General features: G+C 32.1%; 11 protein-coding genes. 6 read left to right on the top strand and 5 right to left on the bottom strand.

Annotated elements, in window-relative coordinates:
• Positions 1-77 precede the first annotated feature (77 nt).
• From C1H87_RS22830 to C1H87_RS22810, 5 genes are all read left to right on the top strand, one after another.
• A complete protein-coding gene (locus C1H87_RS22830) occupies positions 78-767 on the top strand; it encodes a helix-turn-helix transcriptional regulator (protein ID WP_102758039.1) in 690 nt (229 codons plus the stop codon).
• Between the two features lie 64 nt (positions 768-831).
• On the top strand, positions 832-1209 hold the full coding sequence (locus C1H87_RS22825; protein ID WP_102758038.1) for a nuclear transport factor 2 family protein: 378 nt from the start codon (positions 832-834) through the stop codon (positions 1207-1209).
• Positions 1191-2009, top strand: coding sequence for an antibiotic biosynthesis monooxygenase family protein (locus tag C1H87_RS22820; RefSeq protein WP_102758037.1), 819 nt, complete (start codon positions 1191-1193; stop codon positions 2007-2009). Before C1H87_RS22825 ends, C1H87_RS22820 begins: the two co-directional genes overlap by 19 nt.
• A 248-nt stretch (positions 2010-2257) precedes the next feature.
• A complete protein-coding gene (locus C1H87_RS22815) occupies positions 2258-2476 on the top strand; it encodes a hypothetical protein (protein WP_102758036.1) in 219 nt (72 codons plus the stop codon).
• A 6-nt stretch (positions 2477-2482) separates the two neighbouring features.
• Entirely contained in the window at positions 2483-3595 is a 1113-nt protein-coding gene (locus tag C1H87_RS22810) for a DNA alkylation repair protein (protein WP_102758035.1), read from the top strand.
• Between the two features lie 87 nt (positions 3596-3682).
• Here C1H87_RS22810 and C1H87_RS22805 read toward each other — a convergent pair whose 3' ends face one another.
• Entirely contained in the window at positions 3683-6613 is a 2931-nt protein-coding gene (locus tag C1H87_RS22805; RefSeq protein WP_102758034.1) for an FAD-binding and (Fe-S)-binding domain-containing protein, read from the bottom strand.
• A gap of 149 nt (positions 6614-6762) precedes the next feature.
• Here C1H87_RS22805 and C1H87_RS22800 point away from each other — a divergent pair, with 149 nt between their 5' ends.
• Positions 6763-7254, top strand: coding sequence for an outer membrane beta-barrel protein (locus C1H87_RS22800; RefSeq protein ID WP_102758033.1), 492 nt, complete (start codon positions 6763-6765; stop codon positions 7252-7254).
• A gap of 219 nt (positions 7255-7473) precedes the next feature.
• Here the strand turns inward: C1H87_RS22800 and C1H87_RS22795 are convergent, their stop codons facing one another.
• The 4 genes from C1H87_RS22795 to C1H87_RS22780 all read right to left on the bottom strand — a co-directional run bounded on the left by C1H87_RS22795 (position 7474) and on the right by C1H87_RS22780 (position 14645).
• Entirely contained in the window at positions 7474-9711 is a 2238-nt protein-coding gene (locus tag C1H87_RS22795; RefSeq protein WP_102758032.1) for a peptidase domain-containing ABC transporter, read from the bottom strand.
• 14 nt (positions 9712-9725) lie between these two features.
• Complete coding sequence (locus C1H87_RS22790; RefSeq protein WP_102758031.1) at positions 9726-11981, bottom strand: radical SAM/SPASM domain-containing protein; 2256 nt, start codon at positions 11979-11981, stop codon at positions 9726-9728.
• A gap of 72 nt (positions 11982-12053) precedes the next feature.
• Positions 12054-12197 carry a hypothetical protein gene (locus tag C1H87_RS22785; RefSeq protein ID WP_158655341.1) on the bottom strand — a complete coding sequence of 48 codons (144 nt, stop codon included), beginning with the start codon at positions 12195-12197 and terminating at the stop codon, positions 12054-12056.
• Between the two features lie 132 nt (positions 12198-12329).
• Complete coding sequence (locus tag C1H87_RS22780) at positions 12330-14645, bottom strand: TonB-dependent receptor (protein ID WP_158655340.1); 2316 nt, start codon at positions 14643-14645, stop codon at positions 12330-12332.
• Between the last annotated feature and the right edge of the window lie 485 nt (positions 14646-15130).

Genomic DNA, 15130 nt, shown 5'->3' with positions numbered 1-15130 from the left:
ATTAGTTATTGCCAGTTAGGGCAAATTACCTTAATAAAGAAGTTGATACAGGATAAATAGAATATAACCTTAGTGCAATGAACAGACTTACTAGAATATCATCCATTCTAATTCAACTGCAATCTAAAAAAGTAGTAACAGCCAAAGAGATAGCCAATAGATTTGAAATTAGTCTAAGAACCGTATATAGAGACATTAAAACGCTTCAAGAAGCAGGTGTTCCCATTGGTTCGGAAAATGGTACTGGATATTTTATTGTTGATGGCTATTCATTACCTCCTATAATGATTACCGAAGAAGAAGCTAACGCTTTAATTGTATCGGAAAAACTAATCTCCAATCAGGGAGACACTTCGCTTATAAAAGACTTTAATTCGGTTCTCATAAAAATCAAGTCGGTTTTAAGGAGTTTTGAAAAAGAAAATATAGCCAAACTAGAAAATCGAATCGTACCTCCATATAAAGAAGAAACATTTGAAAGTAATTGGTTATCGACCATTCAAAAAGCCATTACCAACACTAATGTTCTGGAAATCGCCTATCATTCAATCTATAAAAATGAACAAACACTAAGAGAAGTTGAGCCTTTAGGTGTTTATTATACCGATAAAGCTTGGGTAATGATAGCTTTTTGTAGATTAAGAAAGGAAATAAGAGAATTTAGATTAGATAGGATTTTAAAAATAAAACTCACTCTACAAAGCTTTGATTATCAAGAAGATTTTACACTTTCAAAATATTTTAGCCAATTAACAGAACCTTGTTGACATAAGGCTGTCACCCACCCATTCTATTTTTGTTCCATTAATTAATAACTATAAAAATTAAAATATGGAACAAAATGAAATAATTGAAACTTCAAAAAACTATCCTCTGGCTTTTAAAAGCATGGATGTTAGTCTAATTGATGTTTTTTTTGCTAAAAACGCAACAAAAACTGGATTTATGTATAATTACGAATCCGGTAGTTGGATGGATATTTCTACCGTAGAAATTACAGAAATTAAAAATTGGGTTACAGATTACAATAAATCTGATATCATGCCCGACTCTGAAGCAAAAGTTGAAATTCTTGATCAACAAGATAGAATAGCCGTTGTAAAAGTTGAAATGGACTGGGCTCCAAATAGAAAAGGGTGCGACTACCTATTTCTTGTTAAGGAAGATACCTGGCTTATCGATAAAATTTTATGGCAAAGTATTTTGTAAACCTTTCATACGCTACGAGCCAAAACAATCTTAAAAAGCATATTAAAAACATGAGGCAATTATTAATCCTTACATGCTTAATCGTATTTAACTGTAACAATCAGAAAAAAGAAACCATGCAAAAGGATATAAAGAAAAAAGAAGCAACGACAGAACAATCATCTAAAGAAAAAATCGGGACTATAGTACTTGTAACTGCAAAAAACAAGCCCGAATACACCAGAGAAAAAGTTCTGGAACTTTCTAGAGCTATCGATCCCATAGTTGATGAATTTGATGGGTATTTAGGGCGCAAAATGGCTTATTCTTATGATGAGCCCGATTTTTTAACAGAACTGGTTTATTATACCGATGTTAATTCTTTTGAAGAAGCGGCAGATATAGAAATGAAAAGCGAAACCTGCCTTACGTTTTTTAATACGATGATACCAGACCCAAAAACCAATATAATACTCGTTACAACCCCTTTAATAATAACAGATTCCAAACCAGGTAACGTGGAAACCGTTGAACTGGTTCTATTTAAAACGAAACCAGAATTCGATAAAGAAACCGTTGTTAACGCTGCAAAAAGCATGAATGCCATATTGGAAAATTACGAAGGATATATTTCCAGAAAACTTTCGAGAACCGATGACGGTCAGTGGATGGATGTTGTTTACTGGACAGATCTGGAAAGCGCCAAAAAAGCATCTAAACATATTATGGAAAACAACTTAGGACAAATATACTTTGGTATGATAGACGAAAGCACAATGAAATTCTATCATTTAGACGTAGTTATAGATACCGAACGATAATGAATTTTACAGTTGTTTAAAAACATTATGAGTCGAAGTGGTTCATTTTTCGTATAACTTTACGACTTTACCAATGAAATAATAAATTCTTTAACTCTTTGTTCTCCAGACCTGTCAGGTTTTAAAACCTGACAGGTCTCAGCCAGTAAATATTTCAAATTAAACTGATTTCCTCAGTCGTTTGTCTTCTATTCTACTCAGATCTAAACACCTTAAAACAACCATCAATCAAAAAAATCAATACATAAATGAATATTTTAATATTTAAAACAAATATCAATACTCAAAAAAAACTAGCAACTGTGGAAAAATCCTTTATCAAAATTCCGGGAATAAACCGTTGGACGGTCGATATGGAAGATATAGATAAAGTTTTAAGAATAGAGGCTCACAGTGAAGTTATAGAGGCGAATATTATAGATTTGTTACAGGAGATTAATGTTTACTGCCAAAATTTAAAAAAATAACATAGCATGCCAGAATTATTAAAAAACTTATATAATACTGAATTCTTTAATCGCTTAACAACCTCGGTTCAAGAGATTGTTCCAGATTTCAACAAGACATCTTTTTTAAAGAATATATACGATTCCGAATGGGAAAACAGGGAATTAAAACAGCGTATGAGGCACATAACTCTTGTATTTAAAGATCATTTATCGGATGATTTTAGCTTGAATGTCGAAATTATTCTAAAACTTATTCCTGCATTAGAAAAAAATGGTTTTAAAGCAGAAAGCCATTTGGGATTCATATTTTTTCCAGATTTTATCGAAATCTATGGTTTAGAGCATTACCAAACATCTATAAAAGCATTCGAAATTATTACACAATTTGTAAGCTGCGAGTTTGCCGTTAGACCTTTTATTATTAAGTATCCGGATGACATGTTAAAGCAAATGGTACTTTGGTCCAACCACAAGAAAAGGTCTGTTAGACGGCTAGCAACGGAAGGCTGTAGACCAAGACTCCCATGGGCTATGGGGATTCCTTCTTTAAAGCAAAACCCTGCTCCTATTATTCCTATTCTTGAAACATTGAAAAACGATCCGTCGGAGTATGTAAGAAGAAGTGTGGCTAATAATTTAAACGACATTTCTAAAGACCATCCTAACACAGTTATTAGCCTTGTTAAAAAATGGCAAGGAAAAAGTAAAGAAACCGATTGGGTCATTAAACATGCCAGTAGAACCCTTTTAAAACAAGGTAACCCAGAAATTATGCCTTTATTTGGTTTTGGGTCGATTGATAAAATAAAGGTGACCGATTTTAAAATACTCACCCCAAAAGTTAAAATTGGAACATTTTTAGAGTTCTCGTTAAACCTTGTAAATACAAGCAGTAAACCTTCTAAAATTCGATTAGAATATGGGCTATACTATAAAAAAGCAAATGGCACGCTATCTAGAAAAGTGTTTTCAATAGGTGAAAAAAATTATCCCAAAAATTCCACCACAAATATTGTTAGAAAACAACCTTTTAAGATAATTACAACCCGTAAATTCTATTTAGGTGAGCATAAACTTTCCATTATTGTAAACGGAATAGAGCTAGAAGATGTATTGGACTTTGAACTGGTTAAATGAGGGAGACTTTCTTTGTTAATCTCCAGACCTGTTAGGTTTTAAAACCTGACAGGTCTTGTAACCGAATATATTTCAACTTTATTAAAACTAGTCCCTATCAATCAACGCCTCCCTTAAAATCGTAATAGGGTGCTTTGCGTCTCGTTGTGTGCCATCTTTTATTTGATGGCGGCAACTGGTACCATTTGCAGAAACAATCACATCATGTGATGCTTTTCTAACGGCAGGAAATAAAGTTTGCTCACCTACTTGCATACTAACCTCGTAATGTTCTTTTTCGTAACCAAAGCTTCCTGCCATACCACAACAACCACTCGGTATAATAGTTACCTTATAATTCTTTGGTAGGTTTAAAACGGCAAAACTCGATAATTGATTGGCCATTGCTTTTTGATGGCAGTGTCCGTGAAACTTAATAGTCTTTTCTTCAAGTGTAAATTGCTCAGGCGTTATATGTCCTAATGCTATTTCTTGCTGAATAAATTCTTCAATTAAAAACGTGGATTTAGCAATGCTTTCTGCAGCAACTTTATCATCGGCTAATTTTAAATATTCATCCTTAAAAGTTAAAATAGCAGAAGGTTCAATACCCAGTAAAGGCTTATCTTCTGTAACCTTGTCTTTAAAAACCTGAATGTTTTTATTGGCTAAATCCTTAGCTTGTTTTAACAAACCTTTCGATATAAAGGCGCGGCCAGATTCTACATTATCAATCACCTCTACAGAGTAATTTAACTTATTTAAAAGTTCTAAGGCATCTATACCTATTTGAGCATCCAAATGATTGGTAAATTCGTCATTAAACAAATACACTTTCTTAATGTAATTACCGCTACGCCTTTTTATTTGGAACATGTTATAATAGGCATTTACACTACGTTTAGATAGTAACGGTAACGTTCTTTCTTTAGCAATACCAAAAGACCGTTTCAAAATAGAGGCTGTTATATTATTAGAAAACATAAAATTAGTAAGACCTGGCAGCTTACTTCCTAAGCTATTCAACTTATTATTATAAGCAAATAGTTTTGTGCGCAAAGATACTCCATTTGCTTTTTGGTATTGGTATTGAAACTCTGCCTTTAAAGCTGCCACATTTACACTACTGGGACATTCACTAGCACAGGCTTTACAGCTTAAGCATAGATCGAAAACTGTTTTTAACTCCTCATGATCAAATCGATTTGCTTTATCCGAATTCGTTAAAAACTCGCGTAATGCGTTAGCTCTAGCTCGGGTAGTATCTTTTTCATTTCTGGTAGCTCGATAACTTGGACACATAGTCCCTCCAAATTCGGGAAGTTTTCTGCAATCTCCAGAACCATTACACTTTTCTGCTTCGCGCAGTATACCTAAGGATTTTGAAAAATCCATTAGTGTTTCTATTTCTGGTTCTTCTCTATTAGCAACATAGCGCAGCGATTCGTCCATAGGAAACGCATTAACAATCTTGCCCGGATTAAAAATAACATCAGGATCGAACGTCTGTTTGATTTGGGTTAGTATCTTGTAATTCTCTTCTCCAATCATCATGGTAATGAACTCAGAACGCACAATACCATCACCATGTTCACCACTCATAGAACCGTTGTACTGCTTCACTAAAAAAGCAACATCTGTTGTTATTTTTCTAAACAACGCGACATCTGTTTGCGTTTTCAAATCTAAAATAGGTCGTAAATGAATTTCACCTGCTCCAGCATGCGCATAGTATATGGCATCTTGATTGTAACCTGCCATGAGTTTTGCAAAATCTGTGATAAAATTGGATAAATCTGGTAAGGCTACTGCGGTATCTTCAATACAGGCAACTCCTTTTTTATCTCCGATGATATTTCCCAAAAGCCCCAAGCCAGCACTTCGTAAATTATTTGCTTTTTGAATGTCCTCACCCTCTAGCACCGGAAACGCATAGCTTAAACCTGTTGCTTTTATTTCTTCCAGTAACGCTTTAACTAAAAGATCGACATCGTTTTTATTGTCTGCTCTAACCTCACACATTAAAATAGCCTTAGGGTCGCCTTCAATAAAACGCCTATTTTCTTGTTGCGTTTTGTTATGCTTTGTACAATCTAAAATGGTTTTATCCATCATCTCACAGGTGTACAGATTATGCTTCATAACTGGCTCTACAGCTTTTAAGCAATGTTCTATCGTTTCAAAGTGTACCGCTACCATAGCTCCTACTGGTGGTGGTAACTTGTCTAATTTTAAAGTAATTTGCGTAGTAAAAGCCAGTGTTCCTTCGCTTCCAGCTAGAAGCTTACACATATTAAATTGTTCTGAGGAATCTGTAAATACATCAGATTTTATCAATTCATCTATAGCATACCCCGTATTTCTACGGTGAATCTCTGGTTTTGGAAAGGTCTGCTCAATTCTTTTTTGAACAGCTTCTGAAGCAAGCTCCTTATGTATTATTTGGTAAATGTGTCCTTCTAATGTATTTTCTTTTGTTTTATTAATAAACTCATTCGAAGTTATTTCACCAAAAATAGCATCGCTCCCATCGCTTAAAACGGTATGCAATTCCATTACTTTATCCCTAGTTACACCATATTGTATCGAGGTGGTTCCAGATGAGTTATTTCCAACCATGCCCCCTATCATGCATCTATTCGATGTAGATGTATTGGGACCAAAAAACAAACCGTAAGGTTTTAAATAGTTATTTAATGCATCTCTTACAACACCTGGCTGTACGGTAACGGTTTGTTCTTTTTCGTTTAATTCTAAAATCTTTGTAAAATATTTAGACACATCTACCACAATACCTTTTCCGACACATTGTCCTGCTAGCGACGTTCCGGCCGTTCTAGGAATTAAGGAGGTTTTGTGCGTTTTAGCAAAAGCTATTAATTGTTTTATGTCTTCTTTATTTTTAGGGTATGCCACTGCTAATGGCAATATTCTATACACAGAAGCATCTGTTGCATACACCGATTTTATTAAATCGTCGTAGTATAGCTCTCCAGAGAGTTTATCTTTTAAAACGTGTAGATGTGGAGTTAACCCCATAGTTTATAAATATGTTTAAAAATCTAAAAAAGAGGTTAAATATAAATACAATTTTGTCGTTATGTTTGCTAAAGCATTCTAAATGTTAACAGAATAATCTTTTTTTTGAATAACATCGTATATTTCATTAATCAAACAAACTTACACTTATGAAGAAATTATTTTTATTATCAGTCGCCATTTTAGGGTTCGCTTTTACATCAAACGCTCAAAGTATTTCAGAAAACGCAATTGGACTGCGATTGGGCGATAGCGATGGTTTTGGTGCTGAAGTATCTTATCAACGAGCTATAGGTGACATCAATAGATTGGAATTCGATTTGGGCTGGAGAGATGGATCTAATTTTAGCGGTTTTAAATTAGCTGGATTGTATCAATGGGTCTTTCCTTTAGATGGTTCTTTTCATTGGTATGTTGGTGCCGGTGGTGGTATAGGATCTTTTAAGAATGATCTTCCTAACGGTAGAACAGCAACAGATACCTTCTTTTTTGCCGCTGGAGATATAGGTATTGAATATAATTTTGAAATCCCATTATTAATATCTTTAGATTTTAGACCAGAAATTGGTTTTGGAGATGATGTTTACGACAACGATGATCTGGATTTTGATATAGCTCTTAGTGTTCGTTACCAGTTCTAAGTTAAAAACACACAACATATATGAAAAAGGCGCCCACTTGGACTTTGTTCTGTGATTGGCGCTTTTTTTGTGAAATTAATTTTAAAGGTTAAAATCCTGCAATTTTATTGCAGCTACTTCAGTTTCCATAACTATTTTAGCCACGAATACACAAATAATTGATTATTGTTTCCAAGCTTTATGGAGCATTTCTATGTTGTTTAATAAAGAGACTAGTGACTATGCTCCTAACTCTAACTGATTTTTAACCAAATTGAAATATTCTGCTTTATTTTTAATAAGCAATTGATGATTTCCCTGCTCTACTATTTGTCCATTTTTTAGAACAATGATTTGATCGGCATTTTTTACGGTACTCAACCTATGAGCGATTATTAATACTGTCTTTCCTTTAAAAAACCCTTGAAGATTGTCGTGAATAATTTTTTCATTTTCTGCATCTAATGCACTTGTTGCTTCATCAAAGAAAATGTATTGTGGATTTTTGTAAACCGCTCGAGCAATTAAAATACGTTGTTTCTGTCCACCAGAAATACCACTTCCAGCTGCGCCAATTTTTGTTTTTAATCTAAGTGGTAATGACAATATAAATTCTTCAATGTTTGCAACTTTTAAGGCCTGATGTAATTTAGCATAATTAATCTCGATATCGCTAGTAGCAATGTTTCTTTCAATAGTATCAGAAAAAATATAACCGTCTTGCATTACAACACCACAACTTTCGCGAATGCTTCTGGGAGATAAATTTAGGATATCATCATAATTATAATTAATGCTACCACTTGTAGGATCATAAAAACGCAACAATAATTTCATTAAAGTTGTTTTTCCACTTCCACTAGCTCCTACAATTGCCGTGATTTTTCCTTGGGGTATAAACAAATCAATGTCCTTTAATACAAACGGCGACTTAGGCCCTTCGTATTGAAAATTTAATTGCTGTAATTTAATCCCTTTTTCTATACCGTTTTGTTTTAACGAATCCTCAGAAATATCGATTTGCTTTAACTCTAACCCCTCTCCGAATTCATCTAGAGTACCTGTCTCTTCCTCTGCTAAGTTTTGTACTTCACTTAAACGTTCTAAACTAAGCCTTGCGTCTTGTAATGATCTGAAGAAATTAACTAATTGATTCACTGGCGAATTCATTTGACCAATGATATATGAGATACTTAATAACATCCCTAATGTCATACTGCCTTGTACAACGTAGTTTGCAGCCAGAAAGGTTACTAAAATGTTTTTTAATTGGTTTACAAACTCAAAACCAGACAATTGAACCTGATTTACCTTTAAAATCCGAATATTTAAAGTGAATAGTTTTTTCTGAATATTTTCCCATTCATTCCTTTTAAAATCTTCAAAATTATTGAGCTTCATTTCAATAACGCCATTAAGCATTTCATATATGGATTCCTGGTTATCGCTTCGCTGTTGAAAACGGTAATAATCTAAAATTTTACGTTTTTTTAGCCAATAGAACGACCATAAAATAGCAACAAGGGTTAATGTGAGATATACCAATAGTATTTTATAATCGTAGTATAATAAAACGCCAAAAAAGACTGAGAAAGTTACTATGGAGAAGAACGTTGTTAAACTCTGGGATGTTAAGAATTCCTCTATTCTATCGTTATCTTGAATGCGTTGATTAAAATCTCCCATTGTTTTTGTATCGAAAAACTTAATTGGAAGGCGTAACATTTTCTTTAAAAAGTTTGATATAATATCTATACTTAAATGTGTGCCAACATAGAGCATCAGCCAATTTCTAAAAATCTCAATGGTTATTGAGCCTAGGAAAACGCCAAGTTGTGCTAATAAAATCAAGAAAATGATATTAATATTTTTGGCGTTAACACCATCGTCTATAAGCGCTTGTGTTAAAAATGGAAATACTAAAGCCAATCCACTTCCCACTAGTAGAAGCATAAACAAAATCCCTAATTTCTTTTTATAAGGTACCAGATAATTAAAGAGGTATTTTACTGATAATTTTTCACTTTTTGGAGGTTCTGTCTCCAGAAACCTTTCTGTTGGATTTAAAAATAAAACAATGCCATTATCGCCTTGTGAGATCCAATTATTTTTAAATTGTTCCTCATTAAGTTTAACCATACCATGTGCAGGATCTGCAACATGGAATATTCTTTTTTTTGAAAAAAGCTTTGTGCTTATTTTGTGTAAAACAACAAAATGATTTTGATTCCAATGTAGAATACAAGGGAAAGTATTTATATTTTCTATAAGTTTTTCTACCGTTATTTTGGCAGAGAATGTTTCAAAGCCAATTTCTTTCCCAGCTTCACTTATACCTAACAAGGAAACTCCCTCTCTAGAGATAAAAGAATACTCTCTTAAATACTGTAGAGGGAATTTTTTCTTATAATAACTTGCTACCATACTTAAACAAGCTGGCCCGCAATCCATTTGATCTTGTTGGGGTGAAAATTTCATAGGCGTGCTTTAAATTAGGTGGCATGAACTCTCATGAATTCTCTTTTATTGTCCTGATGACCATTAATACCTAATGTAACAAAAAGACTGTAGAATAAAGACTTCATGAAAAATGAGTATTCCGAGTTTAAGGATACATCAATTAAACTATCCAATTCTTCTCGCACTTTATTAATATCTGGATTTTCAAATAATTGCGCTTTTATCTTAACAAAAATCAATAAAGGAAGTAGGTTTTCGTCTAAACTTTCAATATCAGGACATGCTATTAAACCTTTAAATGCCGTTTGAAACAATTCCCGCTCTTTTTCTCCATTATTACTTAAATTGGTAATAACGCTTAGGGTTTCAGAGAATATCTGGTATATCATGTTAATCATCTCTGGGCTATTTTCAATTTTATATGAATCGTACCAATACCCTACTTCGTAAGTTACCTTATTTCCTAAAATTAAATGATTTAGTATATCATTGTTTAACAAACAAGCTTCCTTGAATTTTTCTTGTTTAAAATAAATTCTAATAATGTTATGTATTTGTTGCACTTTGTGTCCGTACAAAAAAGGATATTTTTCTAAAAAGAAATCATCATTTAATATAGAGCCATTGGTTAAATACAATGCTTGTTCGTAATCTTCAATTTTGTAATAATAATATGCTTTTAGGGGTAAGGACGACATATCTATAACTTTTACTTCGTTGTCATTTAACTTCGAAGCCGCTAATTTTTTCTCTATGTCTGCATGCTTATCTTGATAGGTTGATAATTGCATTTTTCTAAGAGAAGTAATCAAATTAACATATATATCATTTATTTCATTAACGATCGCGAAGTTTTCGGTACTTACTTCTTCACTAAAGAATTGTTTAAAAGTTTCCTGATATATTTGGGGTTCATTAACCTTAAAGGCATTGAAATTTATACTTAATAATTTATTGATAGTAACATCATAATGTTCTGAAGGCATTGAATCAACTAATCTGCTACTGAACTTCTCTTTAATGATATTAAGCTTATGATCCTCATTAAATCCATAAATACAATAGTCTTCATTTTCGTTTTCGATTCTGTGTTGCGAACACCCGCCGTTACATATTGGTAAAATTTTACACTCTAAACATGGTTTGTTTTTAAATCTTGTATCATATACTCTTTTTTGGAATTTTTCATTCCATTCTATTATTCCTGTATCTTGTAACACACCTTCTCTCGATTTTGTTTCGAAATCTCTTGCTGTGCATTTAAAAACATCCCCATTGTAATTAATTGTTGCATGGTTTAACTTATCTGCATAACAAGACGATGTTATTGAAGCATTTCTTTCTCCAATGTAAGCACACCTTAGGTTATTTCTTCTAAATTCTTCTACAATACCAGAAATATCTGCTGTTAAATCTTTTTCTTCCTGCCAAACTTCATGAAAAGAAAATATTAAGTATTTTTTATCTTTTGGAGAAATATCTTTAAAATCACCTATTACTTTTAACAGATCGGAAATAGTCTCGTCCGACACATTAATTCTTGTAATTACTTTTAATTTATTTTGTAAACACAATTTTATATTTGCAATAATTTCGTCGTAAGATCCTCTTTGCTTGGAAACAAATCGCACCTGATTATGACGTTCTCTATGTCCATCTAAAGTAATTTGAAAGTTTTCAACGCCATACTTTTTACACTTTTCAATAACATCTTGATTTATCAATAACCCATTAGAAGTAAACCCTGATCTAAAATTAATATTATTGGCCAACATTTTAGGGTATACCTCTTTAAGTATAGGTAATACTGTTTTTTCGAAATATAATAGTGGTTCACCTCCAAACCATTCTAATGTAAAATTTTTAAGTTTCCCCTTTTTTCCCTCTAACACATTGTCTACAAACTTCACTACTTTTTCTAAAGTAGCACTATTCATTTTTGAATCCTTGATATGAGTTTCATAGCAATACCAACACTTAAAATTACAATTCATGGTTGGATTAATGATTAGCTCGTAAGTAGCATCATTATAATCTGTTTTGTCACTAATTCCTTTAATGACCTCTAATTCATTAATGTTTTCATTAATAACAAACCCTTTATCAATTAAAATATCATATAAATCTAAATGAACATTTTTTAATTCATCAATTAGATTCTCGTTAATACTAGCTTCAAATAACTCATGAAGTATGGGTTCCAAAACAATAAAATTATCTGATATGGAATTATAACCTATAATTTTATCCGCTTTAGGATAAAATACATTATATCGACTGGCTTTCATAGTAAATGGTTCTTATTCGTATTATAAAAAATACAATTAGAGGTTTGTAATAAACCTCTAATTGCAAAGGACTTATTTAATTTTAGGCTCACAAGTACCATTACTACAGCTACACTGAGATGAGTTACATCCGCAACCATCATGTTCAATCATAGCATTTAGTACTTTGATACCACCTTTCAACTTTCCTAAGTCAGTTTCCGTCAATGATTCCATTTTAGAAACCAAATTGTTGAAATTTGAACTTTTTTTCATAATACAAAAAATTAAAAAATTAATAATCGAGTCATTGTTTTGGGAGGATAACTCCTCTTCACTCCACGCTTGCAAGCAATATTTTAATTCTATTTAGTCTACTCTATTTTTTTCTTCGTCATTTCCAAAATCCTTGGACTTAACGTTTACTTTTTTATTTCCGAAACTATATCTTAATGAAAGTACAAAGTGCCGATTGTCGTAGTAATCATTATACACCTGTCTAATGTTTTTTGTATAAACTATGATATCTCTGTTACTGGTTTTAAGAATATCATAAGCATTAATATTACATTGTAGTTTTTCGCCTAAAAAGGAAAAATTAATTCCGAAATCGAGGCTTTTGGCTTCCCTTTTTTCAAAGAAAACTTTGTTTGGGGCACTGTACCAAAAACTTAAATCGAACTTTAAATTGTTCCAGAGTGAAAAGGTGTTATTGGTAGAAAAATAAACCCCAGTTCCATTATTTACATTAACAATGTTTCTATATAGTGGTCTTACTTTTACATCTGTATGAAAAACGGATGTTTGAAAATGACTATCCCACCATTTTATTTTTCTGTAGTCGTATGAAACCTGAGCTCTGTATGTATCACTTTTATAATAGTTATCTCGAGTATATATTTGATTAATATCTCCTTCGTTAAGTAGTGTAATCTGTCCGGAACCTTGATCTGTAGTTGAAAATGAAGATGATACCGTTAAGTTTTTATTAATGGTATACCGTAAATTAAAATTATCTGTAATAGCTGGTAACAGGAACGGATTGCCCTCTGAGTACGAATTTGGATTTCTAAACCATTTAAATGGGTTTAGCTCCCAATACTTAGGCCTGTTAAGCCTTTTGTTATAGCTAAAATTTAAACTTCTGTTTTCTTTTATATTATATTGAATAAAGGCTGTTGGGAACAACTTTAAATAAGAGTTTCTATTTACCGTTTCATTCGTTATAAGTTCTCCCCTAGTTTCAGTGTTTTCAAGCCTGGCACCTAATTTTGCTTGCCACTTTTCATTAATTTTTTTATAAAAATCGATATAGACACCTTGAATATCTTCTTCAAAATTGAATACATTACTATTCTCTGTATCTAATATGTTTTCTCCATTTTCTATATTGAAAAGCTTGGTATCGCTTGTTATATTTGTAAAGGATATTCTTGAACCTAAGCTTATGTTTACAAATTTGGTTGGATACTCAAAATCTATTTTAAAGCTGTAATTTTCTATATCTTGTTTTCCATAGTTTAAAGCTTCAAAATTGTTAATTAGTTCATCACTTCCATTAACCTGATTTGTGAAAAAATAACGTTCTCTATCTTTATTGAAATCAAAATAATCTACGTCAATAGAGAATTGTCTTCCTAACGTATCTAATTTTTGTATTAAGTGTAAATTATAAGATGCTATTTTGCTTTTTTGGTCTGAGTTTGCGCGTGTAATAAAGCGCTCCCGAATGGTGTTATTATTAGTAATATTTAATATTTCATTATCTCTGCTATTCTGGGGAATTGTATAGTGTTGAGCAATAATTCCTATAGACGTTTTACTTGAAAAATCATAATCTAAAGAGAATCTACTTGATAAAAAGTCTGTCTCATTTTTAAATTTTCTTCTGCTTTTGTTTTCAAAATCTTCATAGTAAATATCCGAAGTGCTTTCTACAGCGCTATTCCCCTTATTTAAACCTACATTGGCATATAATTGAAGCTTGTTTTTCTTCAAAGAAAAGGTGTTTCCTAAGTATAATGTAGGGTAGCTTTTTTGCGTGTAAGCTGTAAAAATGTTATTCTTCCATGAATTGCTTTTGTTTTTCTTGTATACAATATTGATGAAACCCGAATTGCCTTCTGCTTGATATTTAGCTGGAGGCGATGTAATCACCTCGATACTTGCAATATCTCCGGCAGGAATGCTTCTTAAATAATTTACTAAATCTTCTCTGGTTAGCTCTAAAAATTTACCATCTATTAAAACCCTAACCTGGTCTCTGCCAATTATTGAAATACCATTTTCTAAAACCCTAACGCCTGGAGTAACTTTAAGAGCATTTAGTATATCACCATTATTAGATGAGGAATTCTCCACATTAAATACTAATCTATCAATCTTTCTTTCAAATAGCCTTTTTTTAGCGACTACTTCTACTTCATCTAATTCATTCTTGCTCTCTATAAGCGTTATAGTTTCTAAGTTTTTATTAGTGTTTACAGAAATGTTTTTTATCCAATCTTCGTAACCTATAAAACTAATAACCAACTTATAATTCCCCTGTTTAACCGATAAAACAAAGCCTCCTGTAGCATCTGTAACACTACCTGCTATAATTTTACCATCAGGACTAGTTAATACTACATTTGCAAATTCAATAGCTGCATTAGAAGAATTTTTTACAACCCCAACTATCTTCATTTGAGCATATGATGAATAAGAAATAAATAGAAAAAAAAGAGTCGGTTTTAACAGGCTCATTAAAAATTAAGTTAGAGTTGTTCAATAAAACTATCACCTTTAACTATACTTTTTACTACACATAAGTGTAGTATTTTCTTAACGTTTTCTTATAAAATGTTAAAAAACAGCATTTTACACCCTAATATTAGTTTTATACTGAAGACCTATTAACCTACTATATGCCGTACCTAACGATATAGAAAGGCTTAGATTTACTCCTAAAACAAATACTGTGGGGCTTAATTTTTATGGAAAGATTCTGCTTAAGGACAGAAAACCTGATACAATATTTATAAGTCTTGTTAAATGAATCTAGAAAGTAAAATATGGGTAGCGATTAACATGAGTTCGATGTAAAATGTACTTGTTTTAAATCGAACCCACATTAATTATGCATTATCCCTTTTCTAAAGAGGGCTATTCTGGAAATATTAAAATTTATA

This window comes from Flavivirga eckloniae (assembly GCF_002886045.1).
Lineage (GTDB): Bacteria > Bacteroidota > Bacteroidia > Flavobacteriales > Flavobacteriaceae > Flavivirga > Flavivirga eckloniae.
The sequence above is the reverse complement of the archived record's forward strand: the minus strand, read 5'-3'. Positions and strand labels throughout refer to the sequence as shown.

Coding starts and splice junctions, on each gene's coding strand:
- C1H87_RS22805 (WP_102758034.1), bottom strand. CDS start 6,613: ATGGGGTTAACTCCACATCTACACGTTTTAAAAGATAAACTCTCTGGA.
- C1H87_RS22785 (WP_158655341.1), bottom strand. CDS start 12,197: ATGGAATCATTGACGGAAACTGACTTAGGAAAGTTGAAAGGTGGTATC.
- C1H87_RS22830 (WP_102758039.1), top strand. CDS start 78: ATGAACAGACTTACTAGAATATCATCCATTCTAATTCAACTGCAATCT.
- C1H87_RS22820 (WP_102758037.1), top strand. CDS start 1,191: ATGGCAAAGTATTTTGTAAACCTTTCATACGCTACGAGCCAAAACAAT.
- C1H87_RS22800 (WP_102758033.1), top strand. CDS start 6,763: ATGAAGAAATTATTTTTATTATCAGTCGCCATTTTAGGGTTCGCTTTT.
- C1H87_RS22790 (WP_102758031.1), bottom strand. CDS start 11,981: ATGAAAGCCAGTCGATATAATGTATTTTATCCTAAAGCGGATAAAATT.
- C1H87_RS22815 (WP_102758036.1), top strand. CDS start 2,258: ATGAATATTTTAATATTTAAAACAAATATCAATACTCAAAAAAAACTA.
- C1H87_RS22780 (WP_158655340.1), bottom strand. CDS start 14,645: ATGAAGATAGTTGGGGTTGTAAAAAATTCTTCTAATGCAGCTATTGAA.
- C1H87_RS22795 (WP_102758032.1), bottom strand. CDS start 9,711: ATGAAATTTTCACCCCAACAAGATCAAATGGATTGCGGGCCAGCTTGT.
- C1H87_RS22810 (WP_102758035.1), top strand. CDS start 2,483: ATGCCAGAATTATTAAAAAACTTATATAATACTGAATTCTTTAATCGC.
- C1H87_RS22825 (WP_102758038.1), top strand. CDS start 832: ATGGAACAAAATGAAATAATTGAAACTTCAAAAAACTATCCTCTGGCT.